Source organism: Rhizobium sp. RU33A (assembly GCF_900156055.1).
Lineage (GTDB): Bacteria > Pseudomonadota > Alphaproteobacteria > Rhizobiales > Rhizobiaceae > Allorhizobium.
On sequence record NZ_FTMQ01000001.1, the window covers coordinates 474,371 to 489,174 of the forward strand.

The 14,804-nt window shown below is 62.6% G+C and carries 17 protein-coding genes; 7 read left to right on the forward strand and 10 right to left on the reverse strand.

Translation table 11 applies throughout. The features are described from left to right. Nucleotides 1–108: 108 nt before the first annotated feature. Nucleotides 109–981 (forward strand): transporter substrate-binding domain-containing protein, encoded by an 873-nt coding sequence (locus tag BW978_RS02380; RefSeq protein ID WP_076391863.1) that lies wholly within the window; start codon nt 109–111, stop codon nt 979–981. A gap of 4 nt (nt 982–985) precedes the next feature. On the opposite strand, the gene BW978_RS02385 is transcribed toward BW978_RS02380, so the two are convergent. The 5 genes from BW978_RS02385 to BW978_RS02405 all read right to left on the reverse strand — a co-directional run bounded on the left by BW978_RS02385 (nt 986) and on the right by BW978_RS02405 (nt 4,182). After that, the gene (locus BW978_RS02385) at nt 986–1,399 is read right to left on the reverse strand and encodes a tellurite resistance TerB family protein (RefSeq protein ID WP_076391865.1); all 414 of its coding nucleotides are present in this window, start codon (nt 1,397–1,399) and stop codon (nt 986–988) included. A 54-nt stretch (nt 1,400–1,453) separates the two neighbouring features. After that, a complete protein-coding gene (locus BW978_RS02390) occupies nt 1,454–2,185 on the reverse strand; it encodes a thermonuclease family protein (protein ID WP_076391867.1) in 732 nt (243 codons plus the stop codon). Between the two features lie 12 nt (nt 2,186–2,197). Beyond that, on the reverse strand, nt 2,198–2,866 hold the full coding sequence (locus BW978_RS02395; RefSeq protein ID WP_076391869.1) for a S24 family peptidase: 669 nt from the start codon (nt 2,864–2,866) through the stop codon (nt 2,198–2,200). A gap of 115 nt (nt 2,867–2,981) precedes the next feature. Continuing rightward, nucleotides 2,982–3,629: a response regulator gene (locus tag BW978_RS02400; protein ID WP_054149065.1), complete on the reverse strand. Its 648-nt coding sequence runs from the start codon at nt 3,627–3,629 to the stop codon at nt 2,982–2,984. Between the two features lie 121 nt (nt 3,630–3,750). Beyond that, entirely contained in the window at nt 3,751–4,182 is a 432-nt protein-coding gene (locus BW978_RS02405) for a hypothetical protein (protein WP_076391871.1), read from the reverse strand. Nucleotides 4,183–4,281: 99 nt separating this feature from the next. On the opposite strand from BW978_RS02405, the gene BW978_RS02410 reads away from it, so the two are divergent. Next, nucleotides 4,282–4,638 (forward strand): DUF952 domain-containing protein, encoded by a 357-nt coding sequence (locus BW978_RS02410; RefSeq protein ID WP_076391873.1) that lies wholly within the window; start codon nt 4,282–4,284, stop codon nt 4,636–4,638. Further along, nucleotides 4,638–5,726 (forward strand): quinone-dependent dihydroorotate dehydrogenase, encoded by a 1,089-nt coding sequence (locus BW978_RS02415; RefSeq protein ID WP_076391875.1) that lies wholly within the window; start codon nt 4,638–4,640, stop codon nt 5,724–5,726. Before BW978_RS02410 ends, BW978_RS02415 begins: the two co-directional genes overlap by 1 nt. Here BW978_RS02415 and BW978_RS02420 read toward each other — a convergent pair. From BW978_RS02420 to BW978_RS02430, 3 genes are read right to left on the reverse strand one after another with little or no spacing between them, the layout of a single operon-like run. After that, nucleotides 5,702–7,048 (reverse strand): MATE family efflux transporter, encoded by a 1,347-nt coding sequence (locus BW978_RS02420; RefSeq protein ID WP_076391877.1) that lies wholly within the window; start codon nt 7,046–7,048, stop codon nt 5,702–5,704. The two genes, BW978_RS02415 and BW978_RS02420, sit on opposite strands and share 25 nt — an antisense overlap. Nucleotides 7,049–7,087: 39 nt before the next feature. Then, nucleotides 7,088–7,585, reverse strand: coding sequence for a CAP domain-containing protein (locus BW978_RS02425; protein WP_076391879.1), 498 nt, complete (start codon nt 7,583–7,585; stop codon nt 7,088–7,090). A gap of 6 nt (nt 7,586–7,591) precedes the next feature. Further along, the gene (locus tag BW978_RS02430) at nt 7,592–7,858 is read right to left on the reverse strand and encodes a DUF6460 domain-containing protein (protein ID WP_006727939.1); all 267 of its coding nucleotides are present in this window, start codon (nt 7,856–7,858) and stop codon (nt 7,592–7,594) included. A gap of 167 nt (nt 7,859–8,025) precedes the next feature. Between BW978_RS02430 and BW978_RS02435 the strand changes: the two genes are divergently transcribed. The 4 genes from BW978_RS02435 (at nt 8,026) to pdeM (ending at nt 13,060) form a co-directional block, all read left to right on the forward strand. Next, entirely contained in the window at nt 8,026–8,964 is a 939-nt protein-coding gene (locus BW978_RS02435) for a class I SAM-dependent methyltransferase (protein ID WP_076391881.1), read from the forward strand. Nucleotides 8,965–9,079: 115 nt separating this feature from the next. Next, nucleotides 9,080–9,718, forward strand: a complete 639-nt coding sequence (locus BW978_RS02440; protein WP_076391883.1) for a YitT family protein — start codon at nt 9,080–9,082, stop codon at nt 9,716–9,718. Between the two features lie 49 nt (nt 9,719–9,767). After that, nucleotides 9,768–12,287, forward strand: a complete 2,520-nt coding sequence (locus tag BW978_RS02445) for a ligase-associated DNA damage response DEXH box helicase (RefSeq protein ID WP_076391885.1) — start codon at nt 9,768–9,770, stop codon at nt 12,285–12,287. A 56-nt stretch (nt 12,288–12,343) separates the two neighbouring features. Next, the gene (gene pdeM, locus BW978_RS02450; RefSeq protein ID WP_076393138.1) at nt 12,344–13,060 is read left to right on the forward strand and encodes a ligase-associated DNA damage response endonuclease PdeM; all 717 of its coding nucleotides are present in this window, start codon (nt 12,344–12,346) and stop codon (nt 13,058–13,060) included. 4 nt (nt 13,061–13,064) lie between these two features. On the opposite strand, the gene BW978_RS02455 is transcribed toward pdeM, so the two are convergent. Both BW978_RS02455 and BW978_RS02460 read right to left on the reverse strand, forming a co-directional pair. Next, nucleotides 13,065–13,868 (reverse strand): TIGR02186 family protein, encoded by an 804-nt coding sequence (locus tag BW978_RS02455; RefSeq protein WP_076391887.1) that lies wholly within the window; start codon nt 13,866–13,868, stop codon nt 13,065–13,067. A gap of 1 nt (nt 13,869) precedes the next feature. After that, nucleotides 13,870–14,787 carry a sulfite exporter TauE/SafE family protein gene (locus BW978_RS02460; protein ID WP_076391889.1) on the reverse strand — a complete coding sequence of 306 codons (918 nt, stop codon included), beginning with the start codon at nt 14,785–14,787 and terminating at the stop codon, nt 13,870–13,872. Nucleotides 14,788–14,804: the final 17 nt, after the last annotated feature.

A 14,804-nucleotide genomic window follows, 5' to 3' on the forward strand; every position in this document is an offset into this window, starting at 1 on the left:
GGCGCGCGGCGACCATCCGCGGCCCGTATTCCCTCATCCACACCAAGCTGCTACACGTCATCCGGTCTGAACGACGCCCTACCTTGACCCCGGTTGAAGATGATAGAGATGCGCGCAAAAGTTACATCCCTAGATTTTGCGGGGTTGTGGCCCTGGGTCACCGCGATTTTGTTCGTCGCGCTGCTGTCGGCGCCGCCTGTGCGGGCTCAGGAAACCGATCTTCCCGTCCTCTTCGACACACGCGAGCGCCTGGTCCGGCCGGATGTCACAAGCGTGCTGCGGCTGCGTTTCCTGACCACCACGGATTTTCCGCCCTTCAACTTTACCGATCAGAGCGGCCGGCTGACTGGCTTCCATGTCGATCTTGCCCGCGCTCTGTGTGACGAGCTCGGTCTTCAGACCCGTTGCCAGATCCAGGCTCTGCCGTATGAGCAGCTGACGTCGGCGCTGGAAAGTGGGCAGGGGGAAGCGGTGATGGCGGGCGTCGCGGTGACGGAAGAGCTGCGTGAACGGTTCAATTTCACTCGACCCTATCTGCTGTTGCCTGCACGTTTCCTGGTGCGAAACGACGCGGTCCTTGCTCGTCAGGATGTCGAGGCGCTCACTGGTCGCAAGATTGGTGTCGTCAAAGATACCGCGCATCAAGCCATGTTGCAGGCCTTCTTTCCCGGCATCACGCCGACAGTTTTCGACGATCAGGGCGCCCTCATGACAGGACTGAAAGAGAAGGAGGTCGAGGCCGTCTTCGCTGATGCCCTCCAACTCTCCTTCTGGATGATGAGCCCTTCGGCTGCCGGCTGCTGCAGCTTTCTCGATGGGCCCTTTTTGTCGGAGCGCCATCTCGGTGAAGGCATGACCATCATGGTGGGCGGGCAGGATGGGGCCCTTGCCGCCGCGCTTGAGAGCGCCCTTGCGGCGCTGTCAAAGGATGGGCGGCTGGAAGAAATCTATCTGCGCTATTTCCCGGTCGGGCTTTTCTGAACGGTCAGACCCGGCGATAGCGGGCTGAGGCGCTGCGCTCCAGGGCGGCGCAGGTAAGCTTGTCGAGCGCAAGGCGATCCCGCAGCAGCTGCAGCAGGCGCATTTCCTCGGCGCGCAGGGTCAGGTCGACGGCAACGATTTCCACAGCCAGTGCATAGGCGGTCTCATGCAGCCATTCCGGCAGGGCGTCGCGAATGGTTTCGAGCGCTATGTCCAGACCCTCGGGCCCGGAAAGCAGGGTCGCGCAGCGCTGCGACACCTCGATGAGGCGCTCCTTGTCGAAATTCTCGAAGACCGGAAGAATATCGATCAGCTGGCCAATCCGCACGAGTTCCTTTTCGGCCATGGCATTGTCGACGGCGGACGCCATCACCATGACGAAGATCAGGGCTTCTTCCGGGGATACGGGCTTGTTCATATAAGATGTTTTCCAGTTGCGGTGGGCAAAGAGTAGGAGGGCCGACCGGGCGTTTCAAGGGAGCGTGCTGGCGCGTTGTGCGGGCTCACCAAAAAGCCCGCGTCTTGCGGCACGGGCTTCCTCGGTCAGAGCGGCAAGTGCGGAGCCCGGCTCCGCCTCTGCCCATCCGTATTTGGCAAGCCAGGAGGACACATCCTGGACGCCCACCCAGCATCGTGTGCGGATCTCGCCCAGCCACGCGGTGGCGCTGGTCTCGCAGCTGAGCGAACGGTTTCGCAGGAATTGGCGTTGCTGCGTGCGTGCCATGGCGCCACAGGGCCAAACCTCGCCATCCGCCGTGGTACAGATGCGGTCCACAGGCGTCTCGATCAGATCAGCCAGGCGTACGCGTTGATCCGGTCCGAAGGCGACGATCCCGGCGGCGAGGCTCGACGGCCGATGCAGGAGAACCACCTTCGGTTTCGTACGCTCGGCGGCATTGGACAACGGTGCGCGCGCCGCCACCCGTTCGAGGTCTTGCGCGTCCTCAAATGCCGGCGATCCAAAGGCATCCGGCTCTATGCTGCGTACCTGCCGCCTGGCTTCGATCACCGCTGGTTCTCCGACAGTGTCATCCTGCAGGGAGCCGACATCGGGTAAGTCGAGCTCCGACGGATCAGGTACATCGAGGTCCTCGATATTGTAGTCGACAGGATCTTCGCGGAGCGTCGCTCCGGCTGCCATGACGAGATAGCCCCACAAGAGGAGCCCGACCGCGCCGGCGATGAAGGTGCTGATCCGTCGCATAGGCGCGTTTTCCTATTGGCTCGCCCAGATGATGCGCGCCACCCATTCGACATCACCCATGTCCAGCATGCGCGGAGGGTGATCCGGATTGAGGGATTGCAGCTCGATCGATTTTGCGCTCTGCCGGGCGAGGATCTTCGCCATGACTTCGCCTTCGCGGGTCTTCACCACGACGCGGTCGCCACGGCGGACCTGGGCGCCCGGCTCGACGATCAGGATGTCGCCGTCACGGTAGAGCGGCTTCATGCTCTCGCCTTGGACCTCCAGCGCATAGACCCCGTTGTTGCGGCCCGGGGCTGCCGGGAACTCGACGAGATCCCAGCCCTGGCCGGCAGGAAAGCCGCCATCGTCGAAAAAGCCGCCGGCACCTGCCTGAGCCATGCCGAGCAGGGGGATCGAGCTTGCCTGCGGCGGAAATGTCCCCTGGGGCAGCGGGCTGCTGCGCAAGGCGTCGGGCGACACATAACGCATGAACTGGTCGAGACTGGCGCCGGTCGCTTCCAGCACCTTGGCGATGGATTCGGTCGAGGGCCAGCGCATCCGGCCATCGGCACCGACACGCTTGGATTTGTTGAAGGAGGTGGGGTCGAGGCCTGCACGGCGCGCAAGACCTGAAGGCGTCAGCGAATGCTGCTCCGCCAGCCGATCGATCGCGGCCCATATGCTGTCATGCGAAAGCATGTTCGCGCCTCTTCAGCGCCGGAACACTTCGGATCCCCGGTCCGGCAATGGCGAAAACAATAGATCAGCAAAGGCCGATAGTAAAGCAAAAAGGAATAAAATCCTCTTGCTTGCCTCAGGCGACCATGGCCATGTTGATCTTGCCAAGCTGGATCACGGCCTGGGTGCGGCTGTCCACCTTGAGCTTCAAGAGGATCGCCGAGACATGCGCCTTGATCGTCGCTTCCGACACGCCGAGCTCATAGGCGATCTGCTTGTTGAGCAGCCCTTCGCCGAGCATGCCGAGCACACGGCTTTGCTGCGGCGTAAGCGTGCGCAGCCGGTTTATCAGATCAGCCACGTCAGGATCCGTCTCCTGGCCGCCCTGATAGCTTGCCGGCGTGGCGATATCACCTTCCAGCACTGACTGGATGGACGCGCGGATCTCGTCGATCCCCGCTGACTTCGAAATGAAGCCGGAGGCCCCGAGCTCGAGGGCCCGGCGTATGGTGACGGGATCGTCGGTGGCGGAGACGATGACCAGCGGCAGGCTCGCGAATTCGGCGCGCAGCGCCATCAGACCGGAAAAACCGGAGACGCCCGGCATGGCGAGATCGAGCAGCATGAGGTCCGCATCCGAATGCTCGGCGGCCGCCTTGCGGGCAGCTTCGAAGTCGCCGGCCTCGATGATGGTTTGCGTGCCGTCGATGCCGGTTACGGCCTGGCGCAGGGCGCCCCGAAACAGCGGATGGTCGTCGGCGATGATGAAGGTCGATGCAGCCATGTCACAGCCCCCTCCCAAGAGCGATGTCATTTTGCGCGCGAATGCGTCTCATTCTTTTAGCGCTTGACGACGCACTAGACAATGGTCGTGCAACGAATGGGTGAACGAGGCCTGTTTGTGGTCAGGTTCTGTCCGGAACGGGATCTCCCGATTGATCCTGCTCCTGTCCCTGAAGTTCCTGTACCAGCCCGAAGAAAGTCCGCATGAAGCGCTCCATGATGCCGATCGAGCGGTCGATCTCCGCATCGCTCGGAAGCTCGCCGCTTTTGGCAGCCGCACCGCCGGCTACCTGTTTTTCCAGCGCTTCGACCCGCTTTTCCAATCGGGCGAGATCCGCGTCATAAGCGGCACGTTCGTCAGCCGCCATCCGGCAGGTAAGGGTTCCATCGGCTTCGGTGCAGAGCGTCACTGCCCCCGTCTGCCGATCGAGCCGCACGAAGCCGCTTGCCGATTTCTCCAGCGTGTAGCGGTCGGTGGCGGCATCCTGGGCCATGGCGAAGGGAACGTCGAGCGATAGGATCGCCAGTGTGAGCACTGTCTTGCCGATGGACATCTTGTTCCTCCTCCTGGCGTCCGTGTCTCCGGGCGTGGACATTTGGCCGCGTTTGCGGCAAACCCGCCTCAACCCTGTTGATCTGCGAGAGACCGGACCTTGGAAAAGACCATATACAAGATCGTGCCGCGAGAATTATGGCAGGAGGCGCGCAACGCGGGCCTTTTCAAAGGCGCTTCCATAGATCTCAAGGACGGCTACATCCATTTCTCGACGGGCGCCCAGGCGGTGGAAACTGCGCGTCTGCACTTTGCCGGCCAGTCCGATCTGCTGCTTGTCGCGGTCGATGCAGCCGTCTTCGGTGAGGCCCTGAAATGGGAGGCCTCGCGCGGCGGCGACCTGTTCCCCCATCTTTATGCCGACTTGCCGCTCGACGCCGTGCTCTGGGAAAAGCCCCTAGCCCTCGGTGCTGATGGGCTGCATGTCTTCCCGGATATCGATGCGGAGAAACGCTGATGCTGGACCTCTTCTCGCTCGGCCGTCGTGGCCTTTTCCTCTTCGATGCGGAAACCGCCCATGGGCTTTCGGTTGCCGCGCTGAAAACGGGCTTCGTCCCGACCTGCAAGGCGGCTGCCGATCCGCGTCTGGCCCAGACGGTTGCCGGCATTCACTTCCCCAACCCGCTCGGCATGGCCGCAGGCTACGACAAGAATGCCGAGGTGCCGGATGCACTGCTGTCGCTCGGTTTCGGTTTTGCCGAAGTCGGCACGCTGACGCCCAAGCCTCAGACCGGCAATCCGAAGCCGCGCATCTTCCGCCTGGAACGCGACCGCGCGGTGATCAACCGCCTCGGCTTCAACAACGAGGGGCATGAGGCGGCACTGGCTCGGCTAACCACGCGCGGCAACCGCGCAGGGATCGTCGGTGTGAACATCGGCGCCAACAAGGACGCGACGGACCGGATCGCCGACTATGTCGCCGGCATCCGCCGCTTCTATCCCGTTGCGACCTACTTCACCGCCAACATCTCGTCGCCGAACACCCCGGGTCTGCGTGACCTGCAGGCCAAGGAGAGCCTCGATGCGCTCCTGTTTGCCGTGCTCGCGGCGCGTTCAGAAGAAGCCTTGCGCGCCGGCAAGCGCCTGCCGGTCTTCCTCAAGATCGCACCGGACCTCACGGAAGAAGGCATGGACGACATCGCCGAGGTCGCGGCGGCGCATGATCTCGATGGTCTCATCGTCTCCAACACCACGCTGTCACGCGATGGCCTGACGGACCCGACGCTTTCAGGTGAGGCCGGCGGCCTGTCCGGTGCCCCGCTTTTCGACAAGTCGACCGCCGTTCTCGCCCGTATGCGAAAGCGCGTTGGTCCGGAATTGCCGATCATCGGGGTCGGCGGCGTGTCGTCCGCGGAGACTGCGCTGGAGAAGATCCGCGCGGGTGCAGACTTGGTGCAGCTCTATTCCTGCATGGTCTATGAAGGACCGGCTCTGCCAGGACGGATCGTCCGGGGTCTGTCGGGCCTGCTCGATCGTGAAGCGGTCGCCAATATCCACGAATTGCGTGACACGAGGCTCGATCACTGGCTTTCGGTGAAAGTCTGATTGATCTTGGGTTTCAGCCGCGCAAGCAGCAACAGACCGCGTAGACCAAGAAACACGTTGAGCGCGATCCAGAGCCCGTGATTGTCAAACAGCGGAACGAGCACTGCGACGCTGGCGAGATAGCCCGCCAGCGCGATGAGCATCATGTTGCGCATGTCGGATGACCATGTCGCGCCGATGAAGACCCCATCCATGTGGAAGGCGAGTGCCCCGGTCAATGCCGTGAGCGCCGCATAGACCAGATAGGTCTCGGCAACGCTGCGCACATCTCCGGCCGTCGTGATGAAGCCGATGATCGCCGACCCGAAGACCAGAAAGAATGCAAGGCTCGCCAGAGCCAGGCCGAAGGACCAGAACCCTGTCAACTTCACCGCGCGCTCGAAGGCGCGCCGCTGTTTGGCGCCGATCGTTTCGCCCGTGATCTGCTCGGCCGCCGTTGCCATGCCGTCGAGATAGAAGCTGGCGATCATGAAGAAGTTCATGAGAACGGCATTGGCCGCGAGCGTCACGGCGCCGAAACCGGCCCCGATCCGCGTCATGACTGTAAAGGCAGTGATCAGCGAGAAGGTGCGGATCAGGATGTCCCGGTTGAGCCGGAACAGCGCCATCAGCTTTGCGCGGTCGGTGATCATCGAGACCTGCGGGATTGCGGCGTGACCATAGCGCCAGAAGACAAAGGCAAAGCCGGCGATCATGGCGACGAACTCGCCGATGACGGTGCCCCAGGCGACACCTGCAATCCCATATCCGAAAGTCAGACCAAGCAGGATCGACATGGCGATGTTGACGCCGTTCAGCAGAATCTGCAGCGCAAGCCCGACAGAGCCCAGTCCACGGCCGAGCACGAAGCCGAGCAGGGTGAAATTCGAAAGTGTTACGGGAGCCGCCAGAATGCGGATGCCTATATAGGTCGCTGCAGCTGCCTGAACGCCACCATCGGCGCCCATCAGCGCGGGGCCAAAGCCGACAATTACGGGAGACACCGCGAGGATCAGCAACCCGAAGCCGACTGACAAGACGATCGAGCGCCAGAAGACCGCGAAGAGCTCGGATGGCTCCCCGCGTCCCTGCGCCTGGGCAACGAGGGCCGTGGTCGACGCGCGGAGAAAGTTCAGACTGGCGAAGAGCAGATCGAAGAGCGCCGCTGCAATCGCAAGTCCTGCCAGTTGGGCTGCATCGCCGCTGCGTCCGACGACGGCGGTATCGGTCAGCCCCAGAAGCGGCGTCGTGACGAAACCCAGCGTCATCGGCACCGCAATCGCAAGCACGCTGCGATGGTTGACGTCGATGGTCCGGGTGGCGGAAGAAGATGGGCTATGCATGGATCGCTCCGGTGGGGACCGGAGCAAAGAGGGAATCACTCAGGCCGAGAGAACCATGGCCCAATAGGGCCGGTTACCGGAAGCGGAATCCCAGGCGACGGCGACGCCGAGCCCGTTGAAGCTGCCGGTCATGTTGTCGAGATGCCGCTTGGAATCGATCCAGGCCTGCACGGCGCGTTCGACGCTATCCTGACCCGCAGCGATGTTTTCGGCCGCAGGCAGCGGCACCCCGTGGCCCTTCATGCGGGCGCCGAAGCTGTCGTTGAAGCCGATCAGATGCGACATCTCGCCAGCGCGTGCCATGCGCTTGGCCTGGGCGATGGCCGCCACTTCCGCGGGGCGACTGCGGGAGAGGGAGGAGAGGCCACGCGATTGCCGGAGCCGGTTCACCATCGGCAACGCGGCGTCCGTCTCAGCCCGGGCCTGGCCGTCATCGGGGTTGAGAATGTCGGTGGACCGGCAGCCGGTGATCGCCGCCGTCATGACACCAGCCGAGATCAGGATCAGCCGGCGGCGATGTAAAACAAGCTTGGACATAGGCCTTCAGTTCCGTGACGCAAAGAGGCGGAGCAGGATGAAGGCGGGAATGACGATCGTAGCGCCGATCAGCAGATACTGCCCGACCCGACCAAGAGCGTCGAACCCCGTGTACCAGAGGTCGATGATGAAGAACCTGATGCCGTCGAGCAGGTCCATCGGGTCAAGCCCGAAGATCGACATCACAAAGCCGACGATGAGCGAAACGACGATCAGCTTGACGATCGTGCGGCCCGGCGTGTCGCCGAGAAATCGATTGAGGCCATCAGCCATGCGTGTCTCCTGTTATCGTCCGCTGATATGGGCGCAGTCGGCCCGCCCTGCAAGCCGGCGAGCCGAGTGCTTGCGTTAGCACTTGAGTTTTTTCCGGTGATCGGTCAAGACCGCGCGCCCGCTCCATGCTGGATCACCCCATGCTGGCAGGCGCAAGGATCTCTTCGATGCATCCCACGCAGTTCTCGTCCGGCGACGTCATCGCCGATCGCCGCGCCGATTATGCCCGCATGCTCGCCGAGAATGGCGAACATGCGGCAGCGGTGGAATTGATGGAGCAGGCCCTGGAACTGGTGCCGGACTGGCCAGCCGGACTTCTTCAGCTCGCGGATTACGCCACAAAGGCGGGGCAGGCTGACAAGGCGATCCCGGCACTACGCCGACTGCTCGTGCTCGACTCAGTCGACCTGTTCGGCGCGCAGTTGAAACTGGCTCTGCTCGGGGCCGAAGATATTCCAGACCAGCCGCCCTCTCGCTATGTCGAGGCGCTGTTCGATGATTATGCCGATCGTTTTGATACGGCACTGGTCGAGAAGCTCGATTATTCGGTCCCGTCCAAGCTCGCCCAGCTGATCGTCGAGCATGAGGATCGGCGCTTCGATCTGGCCGTCGATCTCGGTTGTGGCACGGGTCTTTTCGGTGCCGAGATCCGCGAGAGAGTGGCCCGCCTGGAGGGTTTCGATCTCTCGGTCAACATGCTCGCAAAAGCGGAGGAGAAGGGTCACTATGACCTCCTTGCCAAGGCCGATCTGTCGCTTGATCCGATGGCGTCCGGTCTCTTCGATGTGGGGCTTCCGGAGTGCCGAGCCGACCTCGTTTCGGCGGCCGACGTGCTGATGTATCTGGGCGACCTCGCCAACGCCATCGCGCTTGCGGCGCGGCTCCTGAAACCCGGCTCGCTTCTCGCCTTTTCGGTCGAAGACGCGGGCGAGGGCGACGGCTTTATCCTGGCGCCGAGCCTGCGTTATGCCCACACCGAACAGCATGTAAGGCACCGTCTCGATGAAAACGGCTTCGACCTCGTGAAGCTGTCGCGCTCCACCATTCGCATGGATGGCGGAAAACCAGTCTCCGGCATACTGTTTCTTGCTAGCCGGAAGGCCTGACGAGCAGCTTTCTTGCGATTTGCGCGATAGGTCAGTTTTGCTGACCTATCGTCCTTGTTTCCCAGCGGATCTAGGGTACAATTTGTGCCTGGGAGGTCATTTTCTGGAGAGCGTGATGGCGCAACTGACAAGCATGCTGGGAATCTGGAATTCTAACCCGACCCGCCACACCCCCGCAGAGGATCTGCAAGGCCTCGTGGCCGGCAGTCTGATCGCCGCACTTGGCCTCTATTTTCTCGCCCAGGTCGGACTTCTGACGGGCGGCATGGCCGGCCTCGCCTTCGTCCTCCACTACTGGAGCGGCTGGAGCTTCGGTCTACTTTTCTTCGTGCTCAACCTGCCGTTCTACATTCTTTCGCTGCGTCGCGTCGGCCTCGATTTCACCATCAAGACCTTTGTCGCCGTCGGCCTCACCTCCTTCATCGTCGAAATCGAGAGCCGCTTCCTCGTGATACAGAGCATCGCGCCGATCTGGGCGGCGATCCTCGGTGGCCTGCTGCTCGGCTTCGGCCTTCTGGCGCTCTACCGCCACCGCGCCAGCCTCGGCGGCCTCGGCATTCTCGCCGTCTATATCCAGGACCGCTTCGGCATCCGCGCCGGCCTCGTGCAACTCGCCTTCGACCTCTGTGTCATGGCACTGGCCTTCGCCGTCGTCAGCCCCTCCGTGGTGCTCTACTCGGTGATCGGCGCCGTGGTGTTGAACCTCTTCCTCGCGATCAACCACCGCTCGGACAGGTATATTGCACTGAGGTGATGCCTCTTTCGCCCCTTCTCTTTCCCCGCCCGTCCACTACCTTGAGGCGGTGACGACAGCTGATTCCGCCCTTGCCCTTCTTCCTGCCCCCTTCCTCCGTTGGTTCGGCGAAAAGGGCTGGCAGCCGCGTGACCATCAGCTGGAGCTGCTGGCCCGGGCGAGATCCGGCGAGAATGGCGGCGAGAGCCTGCTGCTGATCGCACCCACCGGTGCCGGCAAGACGCTCGCCGGGTTTCTCCCGTCGCTGACGGAACTGACCGAGCGTGGACGGAAAAAACCGGGCGAGGCCTTTACCGGCATTCATACGCTTTACATCTCGCCGCTCAAGGCGCTCGCCGTCGATATCGAGCGCAACCTGATGAAGCCCGTCACCGAGATGGGGCTCCCGATCACCATCGAGAACCGCACCGGCGATACCCCGGCTCACAAGCGTCAACGGCAAAAGACCAATCCGCCGGATATCCTTCTGACGACGCCCGAACAGGTCGCATTGCTTATCTCCCATTCGGACGCGGAGCGCTTCTTCAAGGATCTGCGCTACGTCATCTTCGACGAGCTGCATTCGCTGGTGACCTCGAAGCGCGGCCATCTGCTGTCGCTCGGTCTTACGCGGCTGCGGAAACTCGCTCCTGGTCTGAAGACCATCGGGCTTTCCGCCACGGTTGCCCAGCCGATGGACCTGCGCCGCTGGCTGGTGGCGCAGCCTGATGAGGGCGAGGCAGCGGCGGGGCTGATCACTGTCGGAGGTGGCGCCAGACCCAACATCACCATCCTTCAGACCGACGAACGCATACCCTGGTCCGGGCACAAGGCACACTATGCCATCCCCGAGGTCTACAAGGTCCTGAAGGACTTTCAGACGACGCTGCTTTTCGTCAACACGCGCTCCCAAGCGGAAATGCTGTTCCAGGAGCTCTGGACGGTCAATGACGACAACCTGCCGATCGCGCTGCATCACGGCTCGCTCGACGTTTCGCAACGTCGCAAGGTGGAGGCCGCCATGGCAGAAAATCGGCTGCGGGCGGTCGTCGCCACCTCGACGCTCGATCTCGGCATCGACTGGGGCGATGTCGATCTCGTCATCCATGTCGGCGCGCCGAAGGGCGCATCGCGCCTCGCCCAGCGTATCGGCCGCGCCAATCACCGCATGGACGAACCGTCGCGGGCGATCCTGGTCCCGGCCAACCGTTTCGAGGTGATGGAGTGCCAGGCCGCACTCGATGCCAATTATATCGGCGCCCAGGATACGCCGCCGGTCGGCGAAGGCTCGCTCGACGTGCTCGCCCAGCATGTGCTCGGCATGGCCTGCGCCGATGCCTTCGACGAAGACGAGTTGTACCACGAGGTGACGACGGCGCTCCCCTATGCGGCCCTGCCGCGCGAGACCTTCACTCGCATCGTCGATTTCGTCGCGACCGGGGGCTATGCGCTTCGCACCTATGAACGCTACGCCCGCATCCGCCGCCGGAAGGACGGGCTCTGGCGCGTCTCCAACCCACAGGTCGCCCAGCAGTATCGCCTGAACCTCGGCACCATCGTCGAGATGCCGATGCTCAACGTCAGGCTGGTCAAGCGGAACCATCTGGGCTCAATCGGCCGGGGCGGCATGACGCTCGGCAAGGTCGAGGAATATTTCTTCGAGCAGCTGACCCAGGGCGACACCTTCCTCTTTTCGGGCAAGGTGCTGCGCTTCGAAGGTATCAGGGACAATGAATGTCTGGTCTCCAACGCCTTTTCGATGGATCCGAAAATCCCGGCTTATGCCGGCGGCAAGTTTCCGCTCTCGACTTATCTCGCCGAGCAGGTCCGCGCCATGCTGGATGATCCCGAACGCCGTAAGGGCCTGCCGGACCAGGTACGCGACTGGCTGTCGCTGCAGGCGGAAAAATCGGTGCTGCCCAAGCGCGGCGACCTGCTGATCGAGACCTTTCCGCGCGGCGAACGCTTCTACATGGTCATCTATGCCTTCGAAGGCAGGCTCGCCCATCAGACGCTCGGCATGCTGCTCACGCGCCGGTTGGAGCGCATGCGGGCAAAGCCGCTGGGCTTTGTGGCGACAGACTATGCACTCGCGATATGGGCCTTGGAGGACATGGGCTCGCTGATCGCGCGGGGAGCACTCAGCCTCGCAGACCTCTTTGACCAGGACATGCTGGGCGATGATCTGGAAACCTGGCTCGACGAAAGCTTCATGCTGAAGCGCACCTTCCGCAATTGCGCGGTGATCGCCGGCCTGATCGAGCAGCGCCATCCCGGCAAGGAAAAGTCCGGGCGCCAGGTGACGGTGTCCTCGGACCTGATCTACGACGTGCTGCGTAGCCACGAGCCGGATCATATCCTCATGCAGGCGACGCGACAGGATGCCGCCGCCGGACTTTTGGATATTGCCCGCCTTGCCGATATGCTGGAGCGAATCAAGGGCCATATCCTGCACAAGCGCCTGACCCAGATCTCACCGCTCGCCGTCCCGGTCATGCTGGAGATCGGCAAGGAGCCGGTGGCAGGTGAGGCGCAGGAACATGTGCTGTCCATGGCGGCAGACGATCTGATCGCCGAAGCCATGGCGTGAATCATTCGGACCGGCTATGACGACGCCGGATGCTGCGGAATGAGCAAATGACGGGAATGATGGCCGGGCGCCTTGCGCCGATCGAGACAGTGGAGACGACGACCGAGATTGCCCTCTCGGGCGTGGCTGCCGTCTGTGACCTCACCGGCGCCATGTACCTGCCCGATCACCGCACCCTCGTCGTGTCAGACCTGCATCTCGAAAAGGGGGCGGCTTTCGCCAGGCGAGGGCAGCTGCTGCCACCCTATGACACGCTCGCGACGCTGCGGCTTTTGGAGCGTGTCGTGGCACGGTACCAGCCAGCGACGATCATCAGCCTCGGCGACAATTTCCACGACCGCGTCGGTTCTGCTCTCATGCCCTCGGTTTTCCGCGAAATGATCCTCGGCCTCGCCGGTGGACGCGAGATCATCTGGATCAATGGCAACCACGATCCGGATGGCACGACGGCACTGCCCGGCAGTTCCATGGATGAGTTCTCGCTCGCGGGCCTCACCTTCCGCCACGAACCCTCGCTTGCCCATGGCAAAGGCGAAGTGGCCGGCCATCTCCACCCGTCGGCCACCGTCCGCCGCCGCGAAAAATCCGTCCGTCGTCCGTGTTTCGCAAGCGACGGCTTGCGCATGATCATGCCCTCCTTCGGCGTCACCACGGGTGGGCTCGATTTGCGCCACAAGGCCTTCACCGGCCTCTTCGCCCGCACTGACCTGATCGCGCATCTGCTCGGCCGCGACCGGATCTACTCGGTGCGTTACGGCAACCTGCTCGGCTGAGCCCTCAGTCCCTCCGGAAGATCAGGCTCGCGGCCCAGCCGGTTATCAGCGCCAGCACGACGGCAAAGACACCATAGGCCAGCGGCTGCTCGTGGGCAGCTTCGGTGATCGCTTCTTCCAGACCCGTCTTGATGACGCGCAGCGGCAGTTCCCGTCCGCCGATGAACTCGCCGGACTTGAACAGGTAGGCATGCACGGTATGAACGCCATTCGGGATATTGGCAGGAAGCCGAAGCGTCGCCTGAAACAGGCTTGATGAGACGAAACGCACGCCACCCGTGTCGCGCTGGTAGAGACCACCATTCTGTTTCAGTCTGCGGAAAGCGTCGCGGAACTCGCGGAGATTCGCGGAATTGCTGATGAAACCCGTAGGGGTCAGCGCGAGGTGATCGATGCCGATGCCGAGGGAGGTGAGCGCGTCGTCCTCGGCAATCTCTTCCACAGGCCGGGTGCTGGCCAAAGAATAGGAGATCGGCATTTGCTCGAAAGTCAGCGAGGTCCGATTGACCCAGATCCCGAATAGGCGCTCCTTGCGGCGCACGGTCGTCCAGTCGCGTGGCCCTTCCAGGGTCACGACGATATCGTATTGCCCGATCGCAAGAAGCAGCTGGTCGGTGTTTGTGAGTGCGCCGAAGACGGTGAGATCAGCGCCAGAAAAGTCCGATGTGATGGCGATCTCGTTGGTCGAGATGCCGATCTCGAGGCCTTCGCGTTCCGCAAGCTGTGTCGACAGCGGATCCTGGGCCGCAGCCGGGGTCGACCAAGCGGTGATTGTAGCCAGAGCAAGAGCGAGGAATGCTGCCTTCATCTCAGCCTCCAATCGCGAGCGAGTAGATGTCGTCAGGCGTCACCACCAGTTCGATCGCTAGACGCACCCCGACCGCGAGCACGAGAAGCCCCAGCAGCGCGCGCAGCTGCTCGCCGCGTAGCTTCTGGCCGACACGCACACCATATTGCGCGCCAATCACGCCGGCCACCATCAGGATGAAGGCGAGTACGATGTCGACGGAATAGTTTGTCGCCGCCTGGACGATCGTGGTGTAGGCGGTGGTGAAGATGATCTGGAAGAGCGAGGTGCCGACGACGACATTCGTAGGGATGCGCAGAAGATAGATCATGGCCGGGACCATGATGAAGCCGCCGCCGACACCCATGACCGATGTCAGGATGCCGATGCCGAACCCGAGTGCCAGGATCGGGATCACGCTCAGATAGATCTTCGATTTCTTGAAGCGCATCTTGAAGGGCAGGCGATGCACCCAGTTGTGCTGCCCCGGCCGCTTCAGGGGAACAGCTTCGTTGCGGGCGGCCCGGCGAAGCGCCCGCAGGCTCTCCGCCAGCATCAACCCGCCGACGGTTCCGAGGAAGATCACGTAGAGCAACGAGATGATCAGATCGAGCTGGCCGAGACGCCTCAGCCAGGAGAAGATGTAGATGCCGATCGTCGCACCAACGAGCCCTCCTATTAAGAGGACTGTTCCGAGCTTCATATCCAGCGTTCCACGCCGGAAATGCGAAATGGCGCCCGATACGGAGGAAGCCACGACCTGGTTCGCGCCGGTTGCAACGGCGACGACAGGAGGAATGTTGTAGAAGATCAGGAGTGGCGTGATGAGGAAGCCGCCGCCGACGCCGAACATGCCCGAGAGAAAGCCGACAGCCGCGCCCATTCCAAGAATGATGAACACGTTGACCGACAACTCGGCGATCGGCAGATAGATCGTCACGTCAGGACCTCAAATGC

Bases quoted from the DNA above. Each gene is read 5' to 3' on its own strand.
- BW978_RS02385 (WP_076391865.1), bottom strand. From the start codon at position 1,399: ATGAACAAGCCCGTATCCCCGGAAGAAGCCCTGATCTTCGTCATGGTG.
- BW978_RS02400 (WP_054149065.1), bottom strand. From the start codon at position 3,629: ATGGCTGCATCGACCTTCATCATCGCCGACGACCATCCGCTGTTTCGG.
- BW978_RS02440 (WP_076391883.1), top strand. From the start codon at position 9,080: ATGGCGCAACTGACAAGCATGCTGGGAATCTGGAATTCTAACCCGACC.
- pdeM (WP_076393138.1), top strand. From the start codon at position 12,344: ATGATGGCCGGGCGCCTTGCGCCGATCGAGACAGTGGAGACGACGACC.
- BW978_RS02435 (WP_076391881.1), top strand. From the start codon at position 8,026: ATGCATCCCACGCAGTTCTCGTCCGGCGACGTCATCGCCGATCGCCGC.
- BW978_RS02390 (WP_076391867.1), bottom strand. From the start codon at position 2,185: ATGCGACGGATCAGCACCTTCATCGCCGGCGCGGTCGGGCTCCTCTTG.
- BW978_RS02405 (WP_076391871.1), bottom strand. From the start codon at position 4,182: ATGTCCATCGGCAAGACAGTGCTCACACTGGCGATCCTATCGCTCGAC.
- BW978_RS02395 (WP_076391869.1), bottom strand. From the start codon at position 2,866: ATGCTTTCGCATGACAGCATATGGGCCGCGATCGATCGGCTGGCGGAG.
- BW978_RS02455 (WP_076391887.1), bottom strand. From the start codon at position 13,868: ATGAAGGCAGCATTCCTCGCTCTTGCTCTGGCTACAATCACCGCTTGG.
- BW978_RS02415 (WP_076391875.1), top strand. From the start codon at position 4,638: ATGCTGGACCTCTTCTCGCTCGGCCGTCGTGGCCTTTTCCTCTTCGAT.
- BW978_RS02430 (WP_006727939.1), bottom strand. From the start codon at position 7,858: ATGGCTGATGGCCTCAATCGATTTCTCGGCGACACGCCGGGCCGCACG.
- BW978_RS02420 (WP_076391877.1), bottom strand. From the start codon at position 7,048: ATGCATAGCCCATCTTCTTCCGCCACCCGGACCATCGACGTCAACCAT.
- BW978_RS02380 (WP_076391863.1), top strand. From the start codon at position 109: ATGCGCGCAAAAGTTACATCCCTAGATTTTGCGGGGTTGTGGCCCTGG.
- BW978_RS02425 (WP_076391879.1), bottom strand. From the start codon at position 7,585: ATGTCCAAGCTTGTTTTACATCGCCGCCGGCTGATCCTGATCTCGGCT.